This window comes from Agromyces aerolatus, assembly GCF_031432255.1.
Classification (GTDB): Bacteria; Actinomycetota; Actinomycetes; order Actinomycetales; family Microbacteriaceae; genus Agromyces.
On record NZ_JAVKGQ010000001.1, the window covers coordinates 84074 to 99382 of the forward strand.

Consider the following 15309-nt stretch of genomic DNA (forward strand, 5'->3'; position numbering starts at 1 on the left):
TCGAGGTTCGCCGGTGGGTAGGCCGGCGCCCCTTGCGACGGGTTCGGGTGTCCGCCGCAGGGGGTCCTCACCCGAAGAGACGCCGGCCGGCCCGTTTCATGACGCGCATCGCCGAAGAATTTCTGCTGGAATGGTGGTCGAGCGTCCGGTTCCCCGACCGGGCATGACCGCGCACACCCGACCCGCTCAGGAGACCGCCCGTGTCCTCCGTGCCGTCCGCACCCGCCACCGATTCCGTCGACTCCGACGCGCTCCTGGTGCTGCGGACTCGCGCGGGTGACGAGACGGCCTATGCCGAGCTGTGGCGCCGCCACGCGTCCGCCGGTCGCGCGGTCGCGCGCGGGTTCAGCACGCTCGACGACGAAGATCTCGTGGCCGAGTCGTTCACGCGCATCTACGAGGCGATCCGGAACGGTGGCGGGCCCACGGGCGCATTCCGGCCGTATCTGTTCACCACGATCCGCAACACGGCGGCCTCGTGGGGACGTGCGCCGCAAACGACGACGATCGACACGCTCGACACGATCGAGGACCCGGATCGCGGCGAGGAGGCGCAGCACGAGGCCCTCGACCGAAGTCTCGTCGCCGACGCATTCCGGTCGCTGCCGACCAGGTGGCAGGAGGTGCTCTGGTACGGCGAGGTCGAGGAGCTGACTCCTCGGCAGATCGCGCCGCTGATCGGCATGAGCGCGAACAGCACCTCGGCGCTCACGTACCGGGCGCGCGAGGGACTCCGGCAGGCGTGGATCCAGGCGCACCTGCGGAGCGCCGTGGCGGCGGACTGCCGCTGGGCGCTCGAGCACCTCGGCGCCCACACCCGGAAGCGATTGGGCCCGCGCGACGCCCGGCGGCTCGACGTGCATCTCGACGACTGCGCGAGCTGCCGCGACGCCGCGGCTGAGGCGAAGCACGTCGGTGCGCGGCTCGCCCTCGTGCTGCTGCCGCTGACCGCGGGCCTCGCGGGTGCGGCGAGCTACGCGGGATGGCTTCGCGACGGTGCGCCGGCAGCCGGGGTCGCCGCGGGCGCACTCGGCGTGCCGGCGACGGAGGGCTCGGCGGCGGCCGGCAGCATTCCGCCGCCGATCATGGAACCCGGCACGAGCAGCGCGGGCACCTCGGCCGCGGCGACGTCCGCGGCGGGCACCACAGCCTCCACCGGTGCGGCGACCGCTGGCATCGGTGCTGGTGCGGGTGCGGTCGCGGGGCTCGCGGGCGGGGCACTGCTCGTCGCCGCCGCGGTCGCGGCCGCCGTGGTGCTCCCGTCGCTGCCCGGTCCGGCTCCCGCCGCCGACCTCGCCACACCGGCCGCGGTCGCCGAAGCAGAGCCCGACTCCCCGCTGCCGACCGTCGGCGCCTCGCCCGAGCCGGTCACCGAGCTCGCGCCCGCGCCCGACCGGGCGACCGACCTCCAGCCCATCCCGCGCGAGGTCGGCCCGCCCGCATCGCCCCCTCCGCCGGCCGGAGCGCCCGAGCCCGCGCCGTCCGTCGACGCTCCGCCCTCGCCGAGTGCTGCACCGAACCCCGCGCCGCACCCGGCGCCGCCCGAACCGGAGCCGAACCCCGAGCCGGCCCCACATCCGGCGCCGGAACCAGAGCCGGGGCCGGAGCCAGAACCAGAACCGGCCGCGCCCCCGGCCCCGGTCGTGCACGTAGCGGACACCGCGGGCGGGCTCGCCGACCCCATCCTGTCCGGCCTCGCCGGGCCGCGGTCGGCCGTCACCGTGACCGACGAGCGAGGCGGGTCCTGGACCGCGGACGCCGACGGCACCGGCAGCTGGACGGTCGCGGTGCACGGACTTCCACCCGGAGCATCCGTGCTGCGACTCACCCAGACCGAGCCCGGCGGCCGGATCTCGGAGCCCGCCGAACAGCTCGTCGAGCTGGCCGCACCCGAGGTGCGCGTCACGGTGCTCTCGCTCGACCTCCGCGGCGTGCCCAACTCGATCGTCGAGCTCATGATCGACGGCACCCCATGGATGCACGTCCCGCTCGACGCGGACGGCGCGGCGAGCCGCCTCTTCCCCGGGTGGCTCAACCGGATCGAGGCGCGCTACTCCGTGCCGGTCGACGGGGGCGCCCGGACCGGTCCCGCGGTGCGCGCGATCCGATAGCGACGACCGCGACCGCGACCACGAGCACCGCCGCGTACAGCCAGGGCAGCGTGGCGACGCCGAGTGCGCCGAACACCACCGAGCCGACGAGCGCACCGCCGCCGATGCCGACGTTGAACGCCGTGGTGTACAACGCGCTCGCCGCGTCGCGGTGCCCGGCGGGCGCGGCCTGCAGCAGCCGGATCTGGAGGAGTGGCGGGATCGCCCCGAACGCGAGCCCCCACACCGCGAACGCGGCGATGGAGACGCCGACGGCGAGGTCGAGCGCGAGGACCGTCAGGGCGACCGCCGCGATCGACATGGACCAGATCATGGTGCCGGTCGCGTGCCGCGACAGCGGCGAGCCGGCCAGCACGAGCCCGGCGGCGCCCGCGATGCCGTAGACGAACAGCAGGGGGCCGATCGCGCCGGCCTCGAGCCCGATCAGGTCGGTGATGAGCGGCGCCACGTACGTGTACACGGCGTACTGGCCCAGCATGGTCACGGCCGTCACGACGCAGACGAGCAGCACCTGCCCGAACCCGGCGTCGCTCGGCCGGTAGCGCGCCGCGGTCGGCGAGGCGCCCGCGCGGTCCGCGGGGAGCGCGAGCCGCACGACGACGGCGCACACGAAGGTGAGCACCGCGACCACGCCGAACGCGGCGCGCCAGCCGATCGCCTGGCCGAGCACGGTCGCGGCCGGCACGCCCGCGACCAGCGCGAGCGTGCCGCCGCCGAGCACGACGGCGACCGCGCGGCCGATCAGCCGCTCGGGCACCAGCCGCGCCGCCGACGCGGCCACGAGCGCCCAGAACACGCCGTGCGCGACCCCGCCGACGACGCGCACCGCGACGAGCATCCAGTAGTCGACGGCGAGCGCCGAGAGCGCGGTCGAGCAGCCGAGCACGATGAGCACCGCGACGAGCAGCGCCCGCCGGGGAATCCGGCTGGTGGCGGCGACCAGCGGCGCCGACGTGACGACGACCGTGAAGGCGAACACCGACACCGTGAGGCCGATGAACGCCTCGGGAACGGCGAGCTCGCCGCCCATCTCGGGCAGCAGCCCGGTCGGCAGCATCTCGTTGGTGATCGAGAGGAAGACCGCCGCAGCGAGGGCGATGAGCCCCGGCCAGGGCATCGCGGGCGCGGCGCGCTCGTGCACGGGTTCGGTGTCGGACATCAGGATGTCTCTCCGACGGCGTTCCCCGCCTCGACGAGCCGGGCCAGACGATCGTCCGGGTCGGGATCGGATCGGGGAGGCACCGGCGCGGCGGCGGGTCGACTACGCGCTCATGTGCGCGCCCAGGGCCGACGGTGACCGGCGACCGTGAGCAGTCTACCGCGGAAGGTACGCTGGGCGGATGACCACCGCCCCCGCCGACGGCCATCTGTACCACTGGGTCTTCACCCTGAGCTGCGCCGACGGACCCGGCATCGTGCACGCCGTGAGCGGGGCGATCGTGGCCTCACGCGGCAACATCAGCGAGAGCCAGCAGTTCGCGAGCCTCGACACCGGCCGCTTCTTCATGCGGGTCCAGGTCGAGTCCCCCGCCGACCGTGCGGAGTTCGAAGCGGCCCTCCGCCCCGTCGTCGAGCGCTGGGACATGACGTGGCACCTCGATGAGGTGGGTCGGCCGCTGCGCACCCTCGTGCTCGCGTCGACGGCGGGCCACTGCGTGAACGACCTGCTGTTCCGCCAGCGCGCGGGCCAGCTGCACGTCGAGATCCCGCTCGTGCTGTCCAACCACGGCACGCTGCGCGACCTGGTCGACTTCTACGGGGTTCCGTTCGAGTCGGCGGCCGTCACGAACCCCGACGAGAAGGCCGCGTTCGAGCGGCGCATCCTCGACGCGGTCGACGAGCACGACATCGAGCTCGTGGTGCTCGCGCGATACATGCAGATCCTCTCCCCCGAGCTGTGCGACGCCCTCGCGGGCCGCTGCATCAACATCCACCACTCGTTCCTGCCGGGCTTCAAGGGTGCGAACCCGTATCGGCAGGCGCATGCGCGGGGCGTGAAGCTCATCGGCGCGACCGCGCACTTCGTGACGAGCGACCTCGACGAGGGCCCGATCATCGAGCAGAACGTGGTCCGCGTGGATCACTCGCGAAGCGTCGCCGAGCTCGTCGCGATCGGGCAAGACGAGGAGAGCCGCACGCTCAGCCAGGCCGTGAAGTGGTTCGCCGAGCGCCGCGTGCTGCTCGACGGCGCGCGGACGATCATCTTCCGGTGAGCCGCGTCGTAGACTGGTCGGTCGTGACCGAACCCGCACCCCAGCCCATGCCGAAGATCGGCCCGAACGACGTCCTGCGTTTCCTGCTCGAGCTGTTCGCGTTCGTCACGCTCGCCGTCTGGGGCTTCGTGGCGTTTCCGCTGCCCTGGCCCGGCGTGTTGATCGGCATCGGCGCTCCGCTCCTCGCGGTGCTGCTCTGGGCGCTGTTCGTCTCGCCCAGGGCCGTGATCCGCGTGGACCCGTTCGGCAAGGCGCTCGTCGAGATCGCCGTGTTCTCGGCGACCGCGATCGCCTGGTGGATCATGGGTCAGCCCGTCGTCGCGATCCTCACGGCCGTCGTCGCCGCCGTGAGCGGCATCATCAACGGCCGCAAGGAGCTCGCCGGCTGAGCGGTCACGCCGCACCACGGCTCAGGTCGCGATCGCGGCCTCACGGTCGGGCTCCGCGGCGCCCGCGGTGCGGAAGTGCCCGAGCACCGACAGCAGCGCGCCGCCCACGGCCCACGCGGCGAGCACCAGCCACGGGAACGTCAGGTCGGCCGCCGGGAAGTACGACAGCTCGCGCACGAGCGTTGCGGCCGCCCCCGGCGGGAACCATTGCCCCACCTCGCCCCACGGCACCGGGTAGAACTCCTTCGGGAGCGCAGCCGCCGAGATCGGGTTCGCGAACAGCAGCATGACGATCGGGCCGACCGCGAGGCCCGCGCGCCCCATGAGCGCCACGAACCCGGTGATCGGCGCGGCGATCGCCGCGAGGGCCAGGGCGATCGCGGCGGCGTTCAGCCAGAGCTCGCCCTGCAGCGCGCCGAACCACGACCCGAGGATCGCGGCGAGCGCGATCCCGCCCACGACCGCGTAGACCGCGACTGCGAGGAGCCGGCGCAGCGCTCCGATGACCGCGAGCGAGATCGCGATGCCGCCGAGCATGCCGCCGAGCACGATCGGGAACAGCGAGGCCGCCAGCCCCGCGCCGCGCGGGTCGCTTTCGGCGAGCGGCACCACGTCGGTCACGGCGACGTCGATGTGCGGTGGCGCCGCCGGTGAGCCCGCGGCCTCGGCCGCCTGCGCGGCCTGCGCGTTCACCCCGGTCTCGAGCTGCCCGGCGAGCGCCGTGAGCAGTTGGCTCACCAGCAGGCTCGAGGCGGACGAGACCAGCACCTCGGGCTCCGGCCCGAGCACGATCGCGCCGTACACCGCGCGTGACTCGATCGCGTCGACGGCGGCGCCGCGGTCGGCCACCTCGTCGAACGCGATCGCGCCGGGCTGCTGGTCCTGCACCGCCGACTCTGCGGCGGTGACCGCCTGGGCCGGCCCGGTGATCGCGATCGGGAGGTCGTGCGGCTCGGCGGTGACCGACGGCCAGGCGAACGCGAGCACGATCACCGAGACGACGCCGGCGAGCACGAGCGCGAGCGCGATCACGCGGCCGATCGGCGTCCGCGTCCCCGCGCCGCCGCCGTGGCCGGCGCCGGTCGCTCCGGGCGTCGAGTCGGCTGCGCTGCGGGTGGCAGGGACGGCTGCGGTCGGGGCCGCTACGTCGTGACGAGACATCCTGCTCGACCTCCCATAAAAAACGAATATTCGTTCTTTATACTCCTCCCGCACCCTATGCTTGTCAATACATCCGCGGCAGAGGAGGGAGCGCGCCCGTGCCCAAGGTGTCCGACGCCCACCGTGCCGCCAGACGCACCCAGATCCTCGGTGCCGCCGTGCGCTGCTTCGCCCGCAAGGGGTATCGCGGCACGTCGATGACCGACATCATCGCGGAGTCCGGGCTCTCGGCCGGCGCGATCTACGGCCACTTCGAGGGCAAGCAGGAGCTGTTCGCCGCGGTGGCGGAACAGGTGCTCGCCGCCAGGGAGGGCGACCTCGAGGCCCGACATCCCGACGGCACCCCGCTGACGCCCGGTGAGCTCATGCGCACGCTGCTCGACGGGTTCCGGCGCGAACCGTTCAGCCATGTGGTCGTGCAGCTCTGGTCCGAGGCCGCGATCGACCCTGAGATCCGCCGGCTCGCGAACGCCGTGTTCGTGCGGCTGCGCGCGACCGTGACGGCCCAGCTCGTCGACTGGGCGAACGCCGGACCCGGACGCGTCACGGGCGATCCCGAGGCGTGGGCACGTCGCGTCGCCCCGGTGGTCCTCGCCGTCGCGCCCGGGTTCATGGTCCAGCGCGCGATCGTCGAGGACTTCGACGACGAGGGCTATCTCGCCGCGCTCGCCGAGACCCTCCCGCACTGAGCGCCTCGCACGTCGGGCTCCGCCCCGAGTGCCGCGCCGGGCTCGATCAGGCGCCCTGCCACGCGGCCGTTCCGATGAGCGCGGCGCCGACCGCCGCCACGGGGAACCCCGGCGGCACGAGCTGCACGCGGTGCGCGAGACCGATCGACGCGAGGAACGCGGAGTCCGCCGACCAGCGGTCGAGCACGTCGCGCAGCCCGTCGGCGAGCTCGTCGCCGAGCTGCGTGAGCCCGCCGCCGATGACGACCCGGTCGACGTCGGTCGTGAGCGCGAGCAGGCGCACCGCGGATGCGACGCCGGTCAGGAACCGGTCGCGCTCCGCGACCGCGTGTACGTCGCCGGCCGCTGCGCGATCGAACAGCTCGCGCGCGGGCAACGGATGCGTCGTGGGCCACCGTCTGGCGATGGCCGAGCCCGAGGCGATGACCTCGAGACATCCACGCTGTCCGCAGACGCACCGCTCACCGGCCGGATCGACCGGGATGTGGCCGATCTCGCCCGCGATGCCACGGCCGCCGCGCAGGATCTGCCCGTCGAGCACGATGCCCGCCGCGAGGCCCGTGCCGAGATTCAGGAACGCCATGGAGTTCGCCGGAACACCGTCGGCCTGGCCGAGCAGGTGGTGCGCGCCGAGCGCGGCCGCGTTCACGTCGTTCTCGACGCGAACCGCCACGCCGAGCCGGTCGGCGATGCGGTCGCCCAGGTCGAGACCGTCGAGGCCGAGGTTCACGGCATGTTCGACGCGACCCGTGCGGCTGTCGACCGCGCCAGGGATGCCGACCCCGATCGACGCGAACGACCTCGCGTCGACGCCGGCGATCGCGCTCATCCGGGCGACCGCGTTCAGCGCGGCGGCGACCACGGCATCGGCCCCGAAGCCCGTCGGCAGGCGCACCTGCTCGCTGAGCTCGCCGTCGACGCCCACGAGCACCGCCGCGGTCTTGGTGCCGCCGATGTCGATGCCGAGCCTCATGTGGTCACCGCCTGCCGGCCCGGGCCTGGCGCCTTCCCCGCGAGTGCGTCGGCGATCAGGGCGATGAACGCCCGACCCGCGAGGCGCGAGGCGCCGAACGTCGCCACATCGGCATACGCGCGGTCCTCGCCCGGCCAGCCGAGATCGCACGTCACGACGTCGTCCCGCGCCGCGCGGAGCGCGTCGACCGCCGCGACCGCGAACGCGTGCCGGTGCAGGTCCTTGCCGATGACGAGCACGGGCCCCTCGAGGCCGGCCGGGTCGGTGAGCGGCCGCGTCGCGGCGAGCGGCTCCACCTTCGTCTCGCTGAGCCACGACGGCACGGATGCGGCGGCCTCGGCCGCGAACGGGCCCCACGGCACGCCGCCGACGGCGATGTTCGCGACGGTGTCCACACGCACGACCGTCCCGATCCGGCCGCCGGCGAGCATGTCCAGCGCACCGGGACGCAGGTCGAACGCGGTCGCGAGCATCGCGGGAGCGACGACGGCGTCATCGGGCGCCGTCGCGGCCTGAGCGTGGCCCTCCCCGACGGTCGGCGCCGCCGGCACCGCCGGCGCGGTCGCCGCGAGCTCGCGCACGCGCGCCGCCGCCTCGGCGACGCGCGCGCGTGCGAGCCGCCCATCGGCCACCGCACGCTCGACGGCCGCGACCGTGCCCTCGACCGTCGCCTCGGAGACATCCGTGCCGATGCACAGCAGGTCGCAGCCGGCCGCGAGCGCCAGCACCGCCGCCTCGGCGATGCCGCGCTCGCCGCTCGCCCCGCGCATGTCGAGCGCGTCGGAGACGATGACCCCCTCGAAGCCGAGCTCGTCCCTGAGCAGCCCGCCGAGGATGCGCGGCGAGAGCGTCGCCGGGAGCCCGGGGTCGAGCTGCGGCAACAGGATGTGGCTCGTCATGATCGTGCGCGTGCCCGCCTCGATCGCCGCGCGGAACGGCACGAGCTCGCGGGCCGTCAGCTCCGCGAGCGGCAGGTCGACGACGGGCAGCGCGAGGTGCGAGTCCTCGGCCGTGTCGCCGTGGCCCGGGAAGTGCTTGGCGCTCGCCGCGACGCCCGACGCCTGCACCCCGCGCACCCATGCGGCCGTGTGCCGCGCGGCGAGCGCCGGGTCGGCGCCGAAGCTGCGCACGCCGATGACGGGGTTCGAGGCGTTGCTGTTCACGTCGGCGTCGGGTGCGAACGTGAGCGTGACCCCGACGTCGGCCAGGGCTTCGCCGACGGCCCGCGCCACCCGTTCGGTGAGCGCGACGTCGTCGAGCCGGCCCAGCAGGGCGTTGCCCGGGTACGGCGAGCCCGCGGCCGCGTGCAGGCGGGTGACGTCGCCCCCCTCCTCGTCGATCGCGACGACCGACTCGGGCCCGGCCCCGCGCAGCGTGGCGACGAGGGTGCGCAGCTGCGCGGCCGACACCACGTTCGAGCCGAACAGGCACACGCCCCCGAGCCCCTCGCGCAGCAGATCGAGCAGCCAGCCCGGGGCATCCGGACCTTCGAAGCCCGGGAGCAGGGTCGCAAGGGCGTCGCGGCGCAGCGCCCCGCCGGCCGTCGCGGCCGATGCCGTCGCCGCGGTCATCCCTTCACCGCCCCGCTGACGAGTCCGCTCGTCATGCGCCCCTGCACGATCAGGAAGAACACGATCACGGGGATCGCCATGAGCGTCGACCCGGCCATGATGGCCGCCCAGTTGGTCGTGCCGTTCGCGACGAGGAACGTGCGCAACCACACCGGCAGCGTCATCATCTCGGGCCGGGCGTTCAGCACGAGCGCGAACACGAACTCGTTCCACGCCTGGATGAACCCGAACACGCCCGTCGCGACGAGCCCCGGCGCGAGCAGCGGGAACGTGACCCGCCAGAACGCACCGAACCTCGAACAGCCGTCGATCATGGCGGCCTCCTCGAGATCGACGGGCACGCCGTTCACGAACCCGCGCAGGGTCCAGATCGTGAACGGGAGCACGGTCGCGATGTACACGAGCGTGAGCCCGATGATCGTGTTGAGCAGCTGCCAGCCGTCGATCACGCGGAACACCGAGACGATCATGGCCTCGCCGGGGATCATCTGGATCACGAGGATCGGGATGATGAACGCGCGCCGCGTCTTGAACCGGAACCGTGTGACCGCGACGGACGCGGCGAACGCGAACAACAGGGCCACGATGACGGTCGTGACGGTCACGATCAGCGAGTTGGCGGCCGCCGGCAGGAACGGCGTGCGCCCCGGGTCGAACAGCACGGTCTCGTAGTTGCGGAGCGTGAAGTTGTCGGGCCAGAAGTGCATCTCCGAGCCGCGGATCTGGTTGTTCGGCTGGAACGAGGTGTTGACCATCCAGTAGACGGGGAACACGAAGATCGCGAACAGCACGACCGAGATGGCGCTGTAGACCACGGTGGCCGCGCGGCGACGCATGGAACCGCGGCGACGCGCGGGAGCACGGCGCGCCGCGTTGACGGGGCGACCAGCGGCGGCGGTGGCGGCAGTGGCGGTCACAGCTCCTCCTCCTTGACGACCTGCCGCACGTAGTACAGCGAGATGGACATGACGATGATCGCGGTGATGACGGCGATGGCGCCACCCGAGCCGAAGTCACCGCCTGCGATCGAGATCTGGTAGATGTACACGCCGAGCGTGCTGGTCTGCTCACGGATCCCGCCGATGTCCTGCAGCGCGAAGATCTGCGTGAACACCTTCAGATCCCAGATGATCTGCAGGATCGTCGTGATCAGGAAGATCGGCTTCAGGTACGGGAAGACGATGAGGCGGAACCGCTGGAAACCGCCGGCCCCGTCGAGCTGCGCCGCCTCGAGCACCTCGTCGGGAACCTGCGTGAGGCCGGCGTAGAGCGTGAACGCCACGAACGGCACCGCGCCCCACACGACGATGAGCCCCGCGACGAAGAAGAAGCTGAGGGGCTCGATGAGCCACGGATGCTGCCGGAACTCCTCGAGCCCGAACGCGTTGACGAGCACGTGGTTGACCACCCCGTAGGCCGAGTCGAACATCCACCCCCAGACGATCGTCGCGGTGAGCGCGGGCATGGCCCACGCGAGCAGCATGCCGATCGAGAGCAGCATGCGGAACGCCTTCGGCAGCCGCGCGAACATGAGCGCGATCAGGGTGCCGAGCACCATGGTCACGACGACGCAGACCGCGGCGAACAGGATGCTGCGGATGAGCACCTGGTAGAACGCAGGGTCAGTGAGCACCGAGGTGTAGTTCTCGAACCAGACCCAGGCGGGCGGCGCGCCGAACACCTGCGCCCGGCCGAACTCCTGGAACGAGGTGACGATCAGCTGGACGAGGGGCCAGCCCACGATCGCGGCCAGCACGATGCTCGCCGGGACGAGCAGGCCGTACGGGGTCAGGCCGCCGCGGCGGCGGCCGCGGCGCCGGTTTCGCGAGGGCGGTGGCTCGGGTGCGACGAGTCGCTCGCCCTCCATCGCGCTCGGGGCGGCGCCCGGGGTGCGGTCGACCGTGGTCATGGCATCTCCTCAGATCGAGGCGGGACGCGGTGCGGCGGTGGGACCTCCCGCCGCACCGCGCTGATCCAGCGTGGCTCTCGCGAACGGGGTCAGCCGTTGAGGATGGCCTCGATCTTCTCGTCGGCCTCGTCGGCGAGCGCCTGCACGTCGCCGCCCTGCGCGATCTTCACGAACAGGTCCTGCAGGATGCCGGCCGCCTCGACGTCGGCCCAGTTCGGCGAGGCCGGCGTGAGCTTGGCGTTGGCCGCGGCCGCGGCGATCGCCTGCGCGACCTCGTCGGTGCCGAGCGTGTCGGCCAGCGAGATCTTCGCGGGCACGAGCCCGTTCTCGCCGTAGATCGTCTGGAACTCGTCGGACAGGATGATCGCGAGCGCGTCCTTCGCGAGCTCGGGGTTCGCCGAGTTCGCCGAGATGCCGATGTTCGACCCGCCGGCGAAGACCTGCGCCGCACCGCCGTCCATGCCGGGCAGCGCATATACGCCGAGGTTGGCCTCCTGTTCGGGGCATCCGGGCGTCTCCGCGTCGGCCGGGGCGAGGATCGACCACTTGACCCAGCTCGGCGCCGAGAGCTGCAGCGTCGTGCCGTCGCAGTAGCCGACCTGCGGGTTGGTCTCGTTGGCATCCTTCGGCGCGGCCGAGGCCTTGGTCATGACCTCCTGGACCTGGGTGAGGCCTGCGACGGACTCGGCCGACCCGAGCTGCGCGTCCCACTCCTCACCGTCGGCGACGGCGACCTCGCCGCCGTGCTCCCAGATGAACGGCAGCGCGTTGTACCAGTCCTGGCCCGGCCACCAGATGCCCGACTTGCCGGGGTTGGCGGCCGCGAGCGCCTCACCGGTCGCGACGTACTCGTCGAGCGTCGTCGGCACGGTCAGGCCGGCGGCGCCGAGCGCCTCCTTGTTGTAGAAGACGAGTCGCGCGCCCGAGTAGAGCGGTGCGGCGTAGAACTTGCCGTCGTACGAGCCCGCCTCGACGAAGCCGGGCAGCAGGTCGTCGCCGCCGAGCGCCTCGAAGTCCGAGGTGAGGTCGAGGAACGCGCCGGCCGAGGTGAACGCGGCGGCCTGGGTGTTGCCGATCTCGACGACGTCGGGGCTGTCCGAGCCCGACAGGCTGGTCGTGAGCCGGTCGACGAGACCGTCCCAGGACTGCTCCTCGATGGTCAGCGTGGCGTCCGGGTGCTCTTCCTCGAACGTCGTCTTCAGGTACTCCCGGGCCTCGTCGGGCGTGTCGGTGCCGACCAGCCAGACGCGGATCTCGGCGCCCTCTTCCGACGAGGCCTCGTTGCCTCCGGAGGCACAGCCGGCGAGGGTCAGCGCAGCCGCGGCGCCGAGCGCCACGATGCCGAGTGTCTTCCTCATGTCGTTGCTTCCTTTCGTGGGGGTGAAGGTGACGGAAGCCTCCGGCACCCTGGTGCTGTGGTGGGGTCTACGAGACCCCGAGCTGGCCGGAGAGGACCATGACCGCGGCACCGCGCAGGACGATGTCCTGCCCGTGCTCGGTCATCCGGAGTCGGAGTCCGCGGTGCTGTTCCGCCATCGTCCGGTCCCGGAGCGTGTCGACGGCCGCGTCGTGGAACGCGCCGTCGAGCAGTTCGACGGGGCCGCTCAGGACGACCTCCGCCAGGTTCAGGGCGCCCACGACGGGCGCGAGCACGATGCCGAGCCGGCGGCCGGCCTCCCGCAGCAGGTCATCGCGAGCGGATGCCTCGCCACCGGCGAGGTCGATCTCGGCGAGTTGCGCCGTCAGACGCGGCACGGCCACCCACGCCTCGAGGCAGCCGTCCTTGCCGCAGGCGCAGCGCGGACCGCGGTCGGTGCCGACGACGACGTGACCGATCTCGCCCGCGGCGTACCCGTCGCCCACGACGGGCCGGCCACCGATGATGAGGCCGGCACCGACACCGTGACCGATCTTGACGAGCAGCAGGTCGCGCCCGTCGGACTCGCCGTGTTCGGCGAGCACGGCGACGTTCGCGTCGTTCGCGACGTGGACGGGGACGCCGAGCACGGAGGCGACGTGGTGCTGCAGCGGCTCGTCGTGCCAGCCGAGGTTCGGGGCCGAGCGGACGACGCCCGCCGGGTCGACGACGCCGGGGCTGCCGACGCCGGCGCCCAGCACGGGCGCGGTCGCGAGCCCGGCGAGGCGCTCGGCGAGCGTCACGACGCGCGCCGTGGCCTCGGGTCCGGTCGCGCCGTCGAGCGCGATCTCGGCACGCGCGACGACCTGGCCGTCGAGGTCCATGACCGCCCCGCGGAACAGGTCGTGCTCGGAGAGGTCGAGGCCGAGGATCTGGAACGCCGCGCGGTCGATGTCGATGAGGGTCGCGGGCTTGCCCGGCCGGCCGGCCTCCTGGGGGCCGAGCTCGGTGACGAGGCCTTCCGCGATGAGTGCGGCGACGAGGTCGGAGACGGTGACCCTCGTGAGCCCGGTCTCACGGGCGACGTCGGCGCGGCTCCGAGGGCCCGCCGAGTACAGGGTCTGCAGGACGAGCGAGCGGTTGTGCCGCCTCGCGTGCTCGGGAAGCACTTTGCCGCGCGGGCGCAGGGCTCGGGTCGAGGCATCCGCCGTGGTCGTCATCGTCACATTTGTTAGTACACCTTACGAACAAACAAATGGCAAGCCTCGATTCGGTAACGCCATCGTTGGTCGAGTGGCGAAGAGTATCGAGAGCCCACGCGGGGTCTCGATACACTTCGCTCCGCGACCAACGGAACGGCCGGATGCCCCGACGGGGCATCCGGCCGTTCATCGGCGAATGTGGCTACGCGGCCAGGCGCGCCTTCAGGTTCGCGTCGATGGAGTTCAGGAACTGCTCCGTCGTCTCGTACGGCTGGTCGGGCCCGACGAGGAGTGCGAGGTCCTTCGTCATCGAACCCGACTCGACCGTCTTGATGACGACGTCCTCGAGCGTGGACGCGAAGTCGATCAGCTCCTGGTTGCCGTCGAGCTTGCCGCGGTGCGCGAGGCCCCGGGTCCAGGCGTAGATCGACGCGATCGGGTTCGTCGACGTCGGCTTGCCCTGCTGGTGCTGACGGTAGTGGCGCGTGACCGTCCCGTGCGCCGCCTCGGCCTCGACGACCTTGCCGTCGGGGGTGGCGAGCACGCTCGTCATGAGGCCGAGCGAGCCGAAGCCCTGCGCGACCGTGTCGGACTGCACGTCACCGTCGTAGTTCTTGCACGCCCAGACGTAGCCGCCCTCCCACTTGAGGCTCGCGGCGACCATGTCGTCGATGAGACGGTGCTCGTAGGTGAGGCCGGCCGCGTCGAACTGGTCCTTGAACTCGGCGTCGAACACCTCCTGGAACAGGTCCTTGAACCGGCCGTCGTAGGCCTTCAGGATCGTGTTCTTCGTCGAGAGGTAGACCGGGTAGTTGCGGGAGAGGCCGTAGTTGAGCGACGCGCGCGCGAAGTCCTTGATCGACTCGTCGAGGTTGTACATGCCCATCGCGACGCCGGCGCCGGGCGCCTGGAACACCTCGAACGACTGCGGCTCCGAGCCGTCCTTCGGGGTGAAGGTCATCGTGAGCGTGCCCTCGCCCTCGAACTTGAAGTCGGTGGCACGGTACTGGTCGCCGAACGCGTGACGGCCGACGATGATCGGCTTGTTCCAGCCCGGGACGAGCCGCGGGATGTTCGAGATGATGATCGGCTCGCGGAAGATCACGCCGCCGAGGATGTTGCGGATGGTGCCGTTCGGCGAACGCCACATCTTCTTGAGGCCGAACTCCTCGACGCGCGCCTCGTCGGGCGTGATGGTCGCGCACTTGACGCCGACGCCGTGCTTCTGGATCGCGTGCGCCGCGTCGACCGTGATCTGGTCGTCGGTCTCGTCGCGCTTCTGGATCGAGAGGTCGTAGTACTCGAGGTTCACGTCGAGGTACGGGTGGATCAGCTGGTCCTTGATGGCCTGCCAGATGATGCGCGTCATCTCGTCGCCGTCGAGCTCGACGACGGTACCTTCAACCTTGATCTTCGACAACAGGGGCTCTCCTTGATTCAGTGCGGGCCTTGGATCGATGCGGGCCGTGCCGGAAACGCCCGCGGCCGGCTCGTCCTGGCCGCCGGGCACGCCGCGGAACAGCTTACCGCTTCGGGCAGATATCTCGACATCGAGAGAGTGCGCAGAAGAGTCGAGCGATGCTCGGATTTCGGCCACCCGAACTGGGGGCACACCCCGCAGGAAAACGGGCGTAGCGTGATTCACGTTCATGAGCCCCCCTCAATGAGCGTGAGCGCGACGATTACCCAACCCGAATCGAGTCCCCATGTCCGCTCCCCGGTTCGAAGCATTGT

Annotated in this window: 13 protein-coding genes; 4 read left to right on the plus strand and 9 right to left on the minus strand. The window is 72.0% G+C overall.

Annotated elements, in window-relative coordinates; genetic code table 11:
- Positions 1-200: 200 nt before the first annotated feature.
- Entirely contained in the window at positions 201-2111 is a 1911-nt protein-coding gene (locus tag RH864_RS00390; RefSeq protein ID WP_310515531.1) for a sigma-70 family RNA polymerase sigma factor, read from the plus strand.
- Here RH864_RS00390 and RH864_RS00395 read toward each other — a convergent pair.
- Positions 2032-3270, minus strand: a complete 1239-nt coding sequence (locus RH864_RS00395; protein WP_310515532.1) for an MFS transporter — start codon at positions 3268-3270, stop codon at positions 2032-2034. The genes RH864_RS00390 and RH864_RS00395 overlap by 80 nt on opposite strands.
- Positions 3271-3451: 181 nt before the next feature.
- Here RH864_RS00395 and purU point away from each other — a divergent pair, with 181 nt between their 5' ends.
- Together purU and RH864_RS00405 are read left to right on the plus strand one after the other, a co-directional pair.
- Complete coding sequence (gene purU / locus RH864_RS00400; protein ID WP_310515533.1) at positions 3452-4324, plus strand: formyltetrahydrofolate deformylase; 873 nt, start codon at positions 3452-3454, stop codon at positions 4322-4324.
- Entirely contained in the window at positions 4321-4713 is a 393-nt protein-coding gene (locus RH864_RS00405) for a YrdB family protein (protein WP_310515534.1), read from the plus strand. Before purU ends, RH864_RS00405 begins: the two co-directional genes overlap by 4 nt.
- A gap of 21 nt (positions 4714-4734) precedes the next feature.
- On the opposite strand, the gene RH864_RS00410 is transcribed toward RH864_RS00405, so the two are convergent.
- A complete protein-coding gene (locus RH864_RS00410; protein WP_310515535.1) occupies positions 4735-5874 on the minus strand; it encodes a hypothetical protein in 1140 nt (379 codons plus the stop codon).
- Positions 5875-5972: 98 nt separating this feature from the next.
- Here RH864_RS00410 and RH864_RS00415 point away from each other — a divergent pair, with 98 nt between their 5' ends.
- Complete coding sequence (locus RH864_RS00415; RefSeq protein WP_310515536.1) at positions 5973-6563, plus strand: TetR/AcrR family transcriptional regulator; 591 nt, start codon at positions 5973-5975, stop codon at positions 6561-6563.
- 46 nt (positions 6564-6609) lie between these two features.
- Here RH864_RS00415 and RH864_RS00420 read toward each other — a convergent pair whose 3' ends face one another.
- The 7 genes from RH864_RS00420 to RH864_RS00450 all read right to left on the minus strand — a co-directional run bounded on the left by RH864_RS00420 (position 6610) and on the right by RH864_RS00450 (position 14995).
- Positions 6610-7536 (minus strand): ROK family protein, encoded by a 927-nt coding sequence (locus RH864_RS00420; RefSeq protein ID WP_310515537.1) that lies wholly within the window; start codon positions 7534-7536, stop codon positions 6610-6612.
- Positions 7533-9107, minus strand: a complete 1575-nt coding sequence (locus RH864_RS00425; protein WP_310515538.1) for a glycoside hydrolase family 3 protein — start codon at positions 9105-9107, stop codon at positions 7533-7535. The genes RH864_RS00420 and RH864_RS00425 overlap by 4 nt, the downstream gene beginning before the upstream one ends.
- Positions 9104-9943 (minus strand): carbohydrate ABC transporter permease, encoded by an 840-nt coding sequence (locus tag RH864_RS00430; protein WP_310515998.1) that lies wholly within the window; start codon positions 9941-9943, stop codon positions 9104-9106. The genes RH864_RS00425 and RH864_RS00430 overlap by 4 nt, the downstream gene beginning before the upstream one ends.
- Before the next feature lie 77 nt (positions 9944-10020).
- A complete protein-coding gene (locus RH864_RS00435) occupies positions 10021-11016 on the minus strand; it encodes a carbohydrate ABC transporter permease (protein WP_310515539.1) in 996 nt (331 codons plus the stop codon).
- Positions 11017-11105: 89 nt separating this feature from the next.
- Positions 11106-12374 (minus strand): extracellular solute-binding protein, encoded by a 1269-nt coding sequence (locus tag RH864_RS00440; RefSeq protein ID WP_310515540.1) that lies wholly within the window; start codon positions 12372-12374, stop codon positions 11106-11108.
- 67 nt (positions 12375-12441) lie between these two features.
- Complete coding sequence (locus tag RH864_RS00445; protein WP_310515541.1) at positions 12442-13593, minus strand: ROK family transcriptional regulator; 1152 nt, start codon at positions 13591-13593, stop codon at positions 12442-12444.
- 184 nt (positions 13594-13777) lie between these two features.
- Positions 13778-14995 (minus strand): NADP-dependent isocitrate dehydrogenase, encoded by a 1218-nt coding sequence (locus RH864_RS00450; RefSeq protein ID WP_310515542.1) that lies wholly within the window; start codon positions 14993-14995, stop codon positions 13778-13780.
- Between the last annotated feature and the right edge of the window lie 314 nt (positions 14996-15309).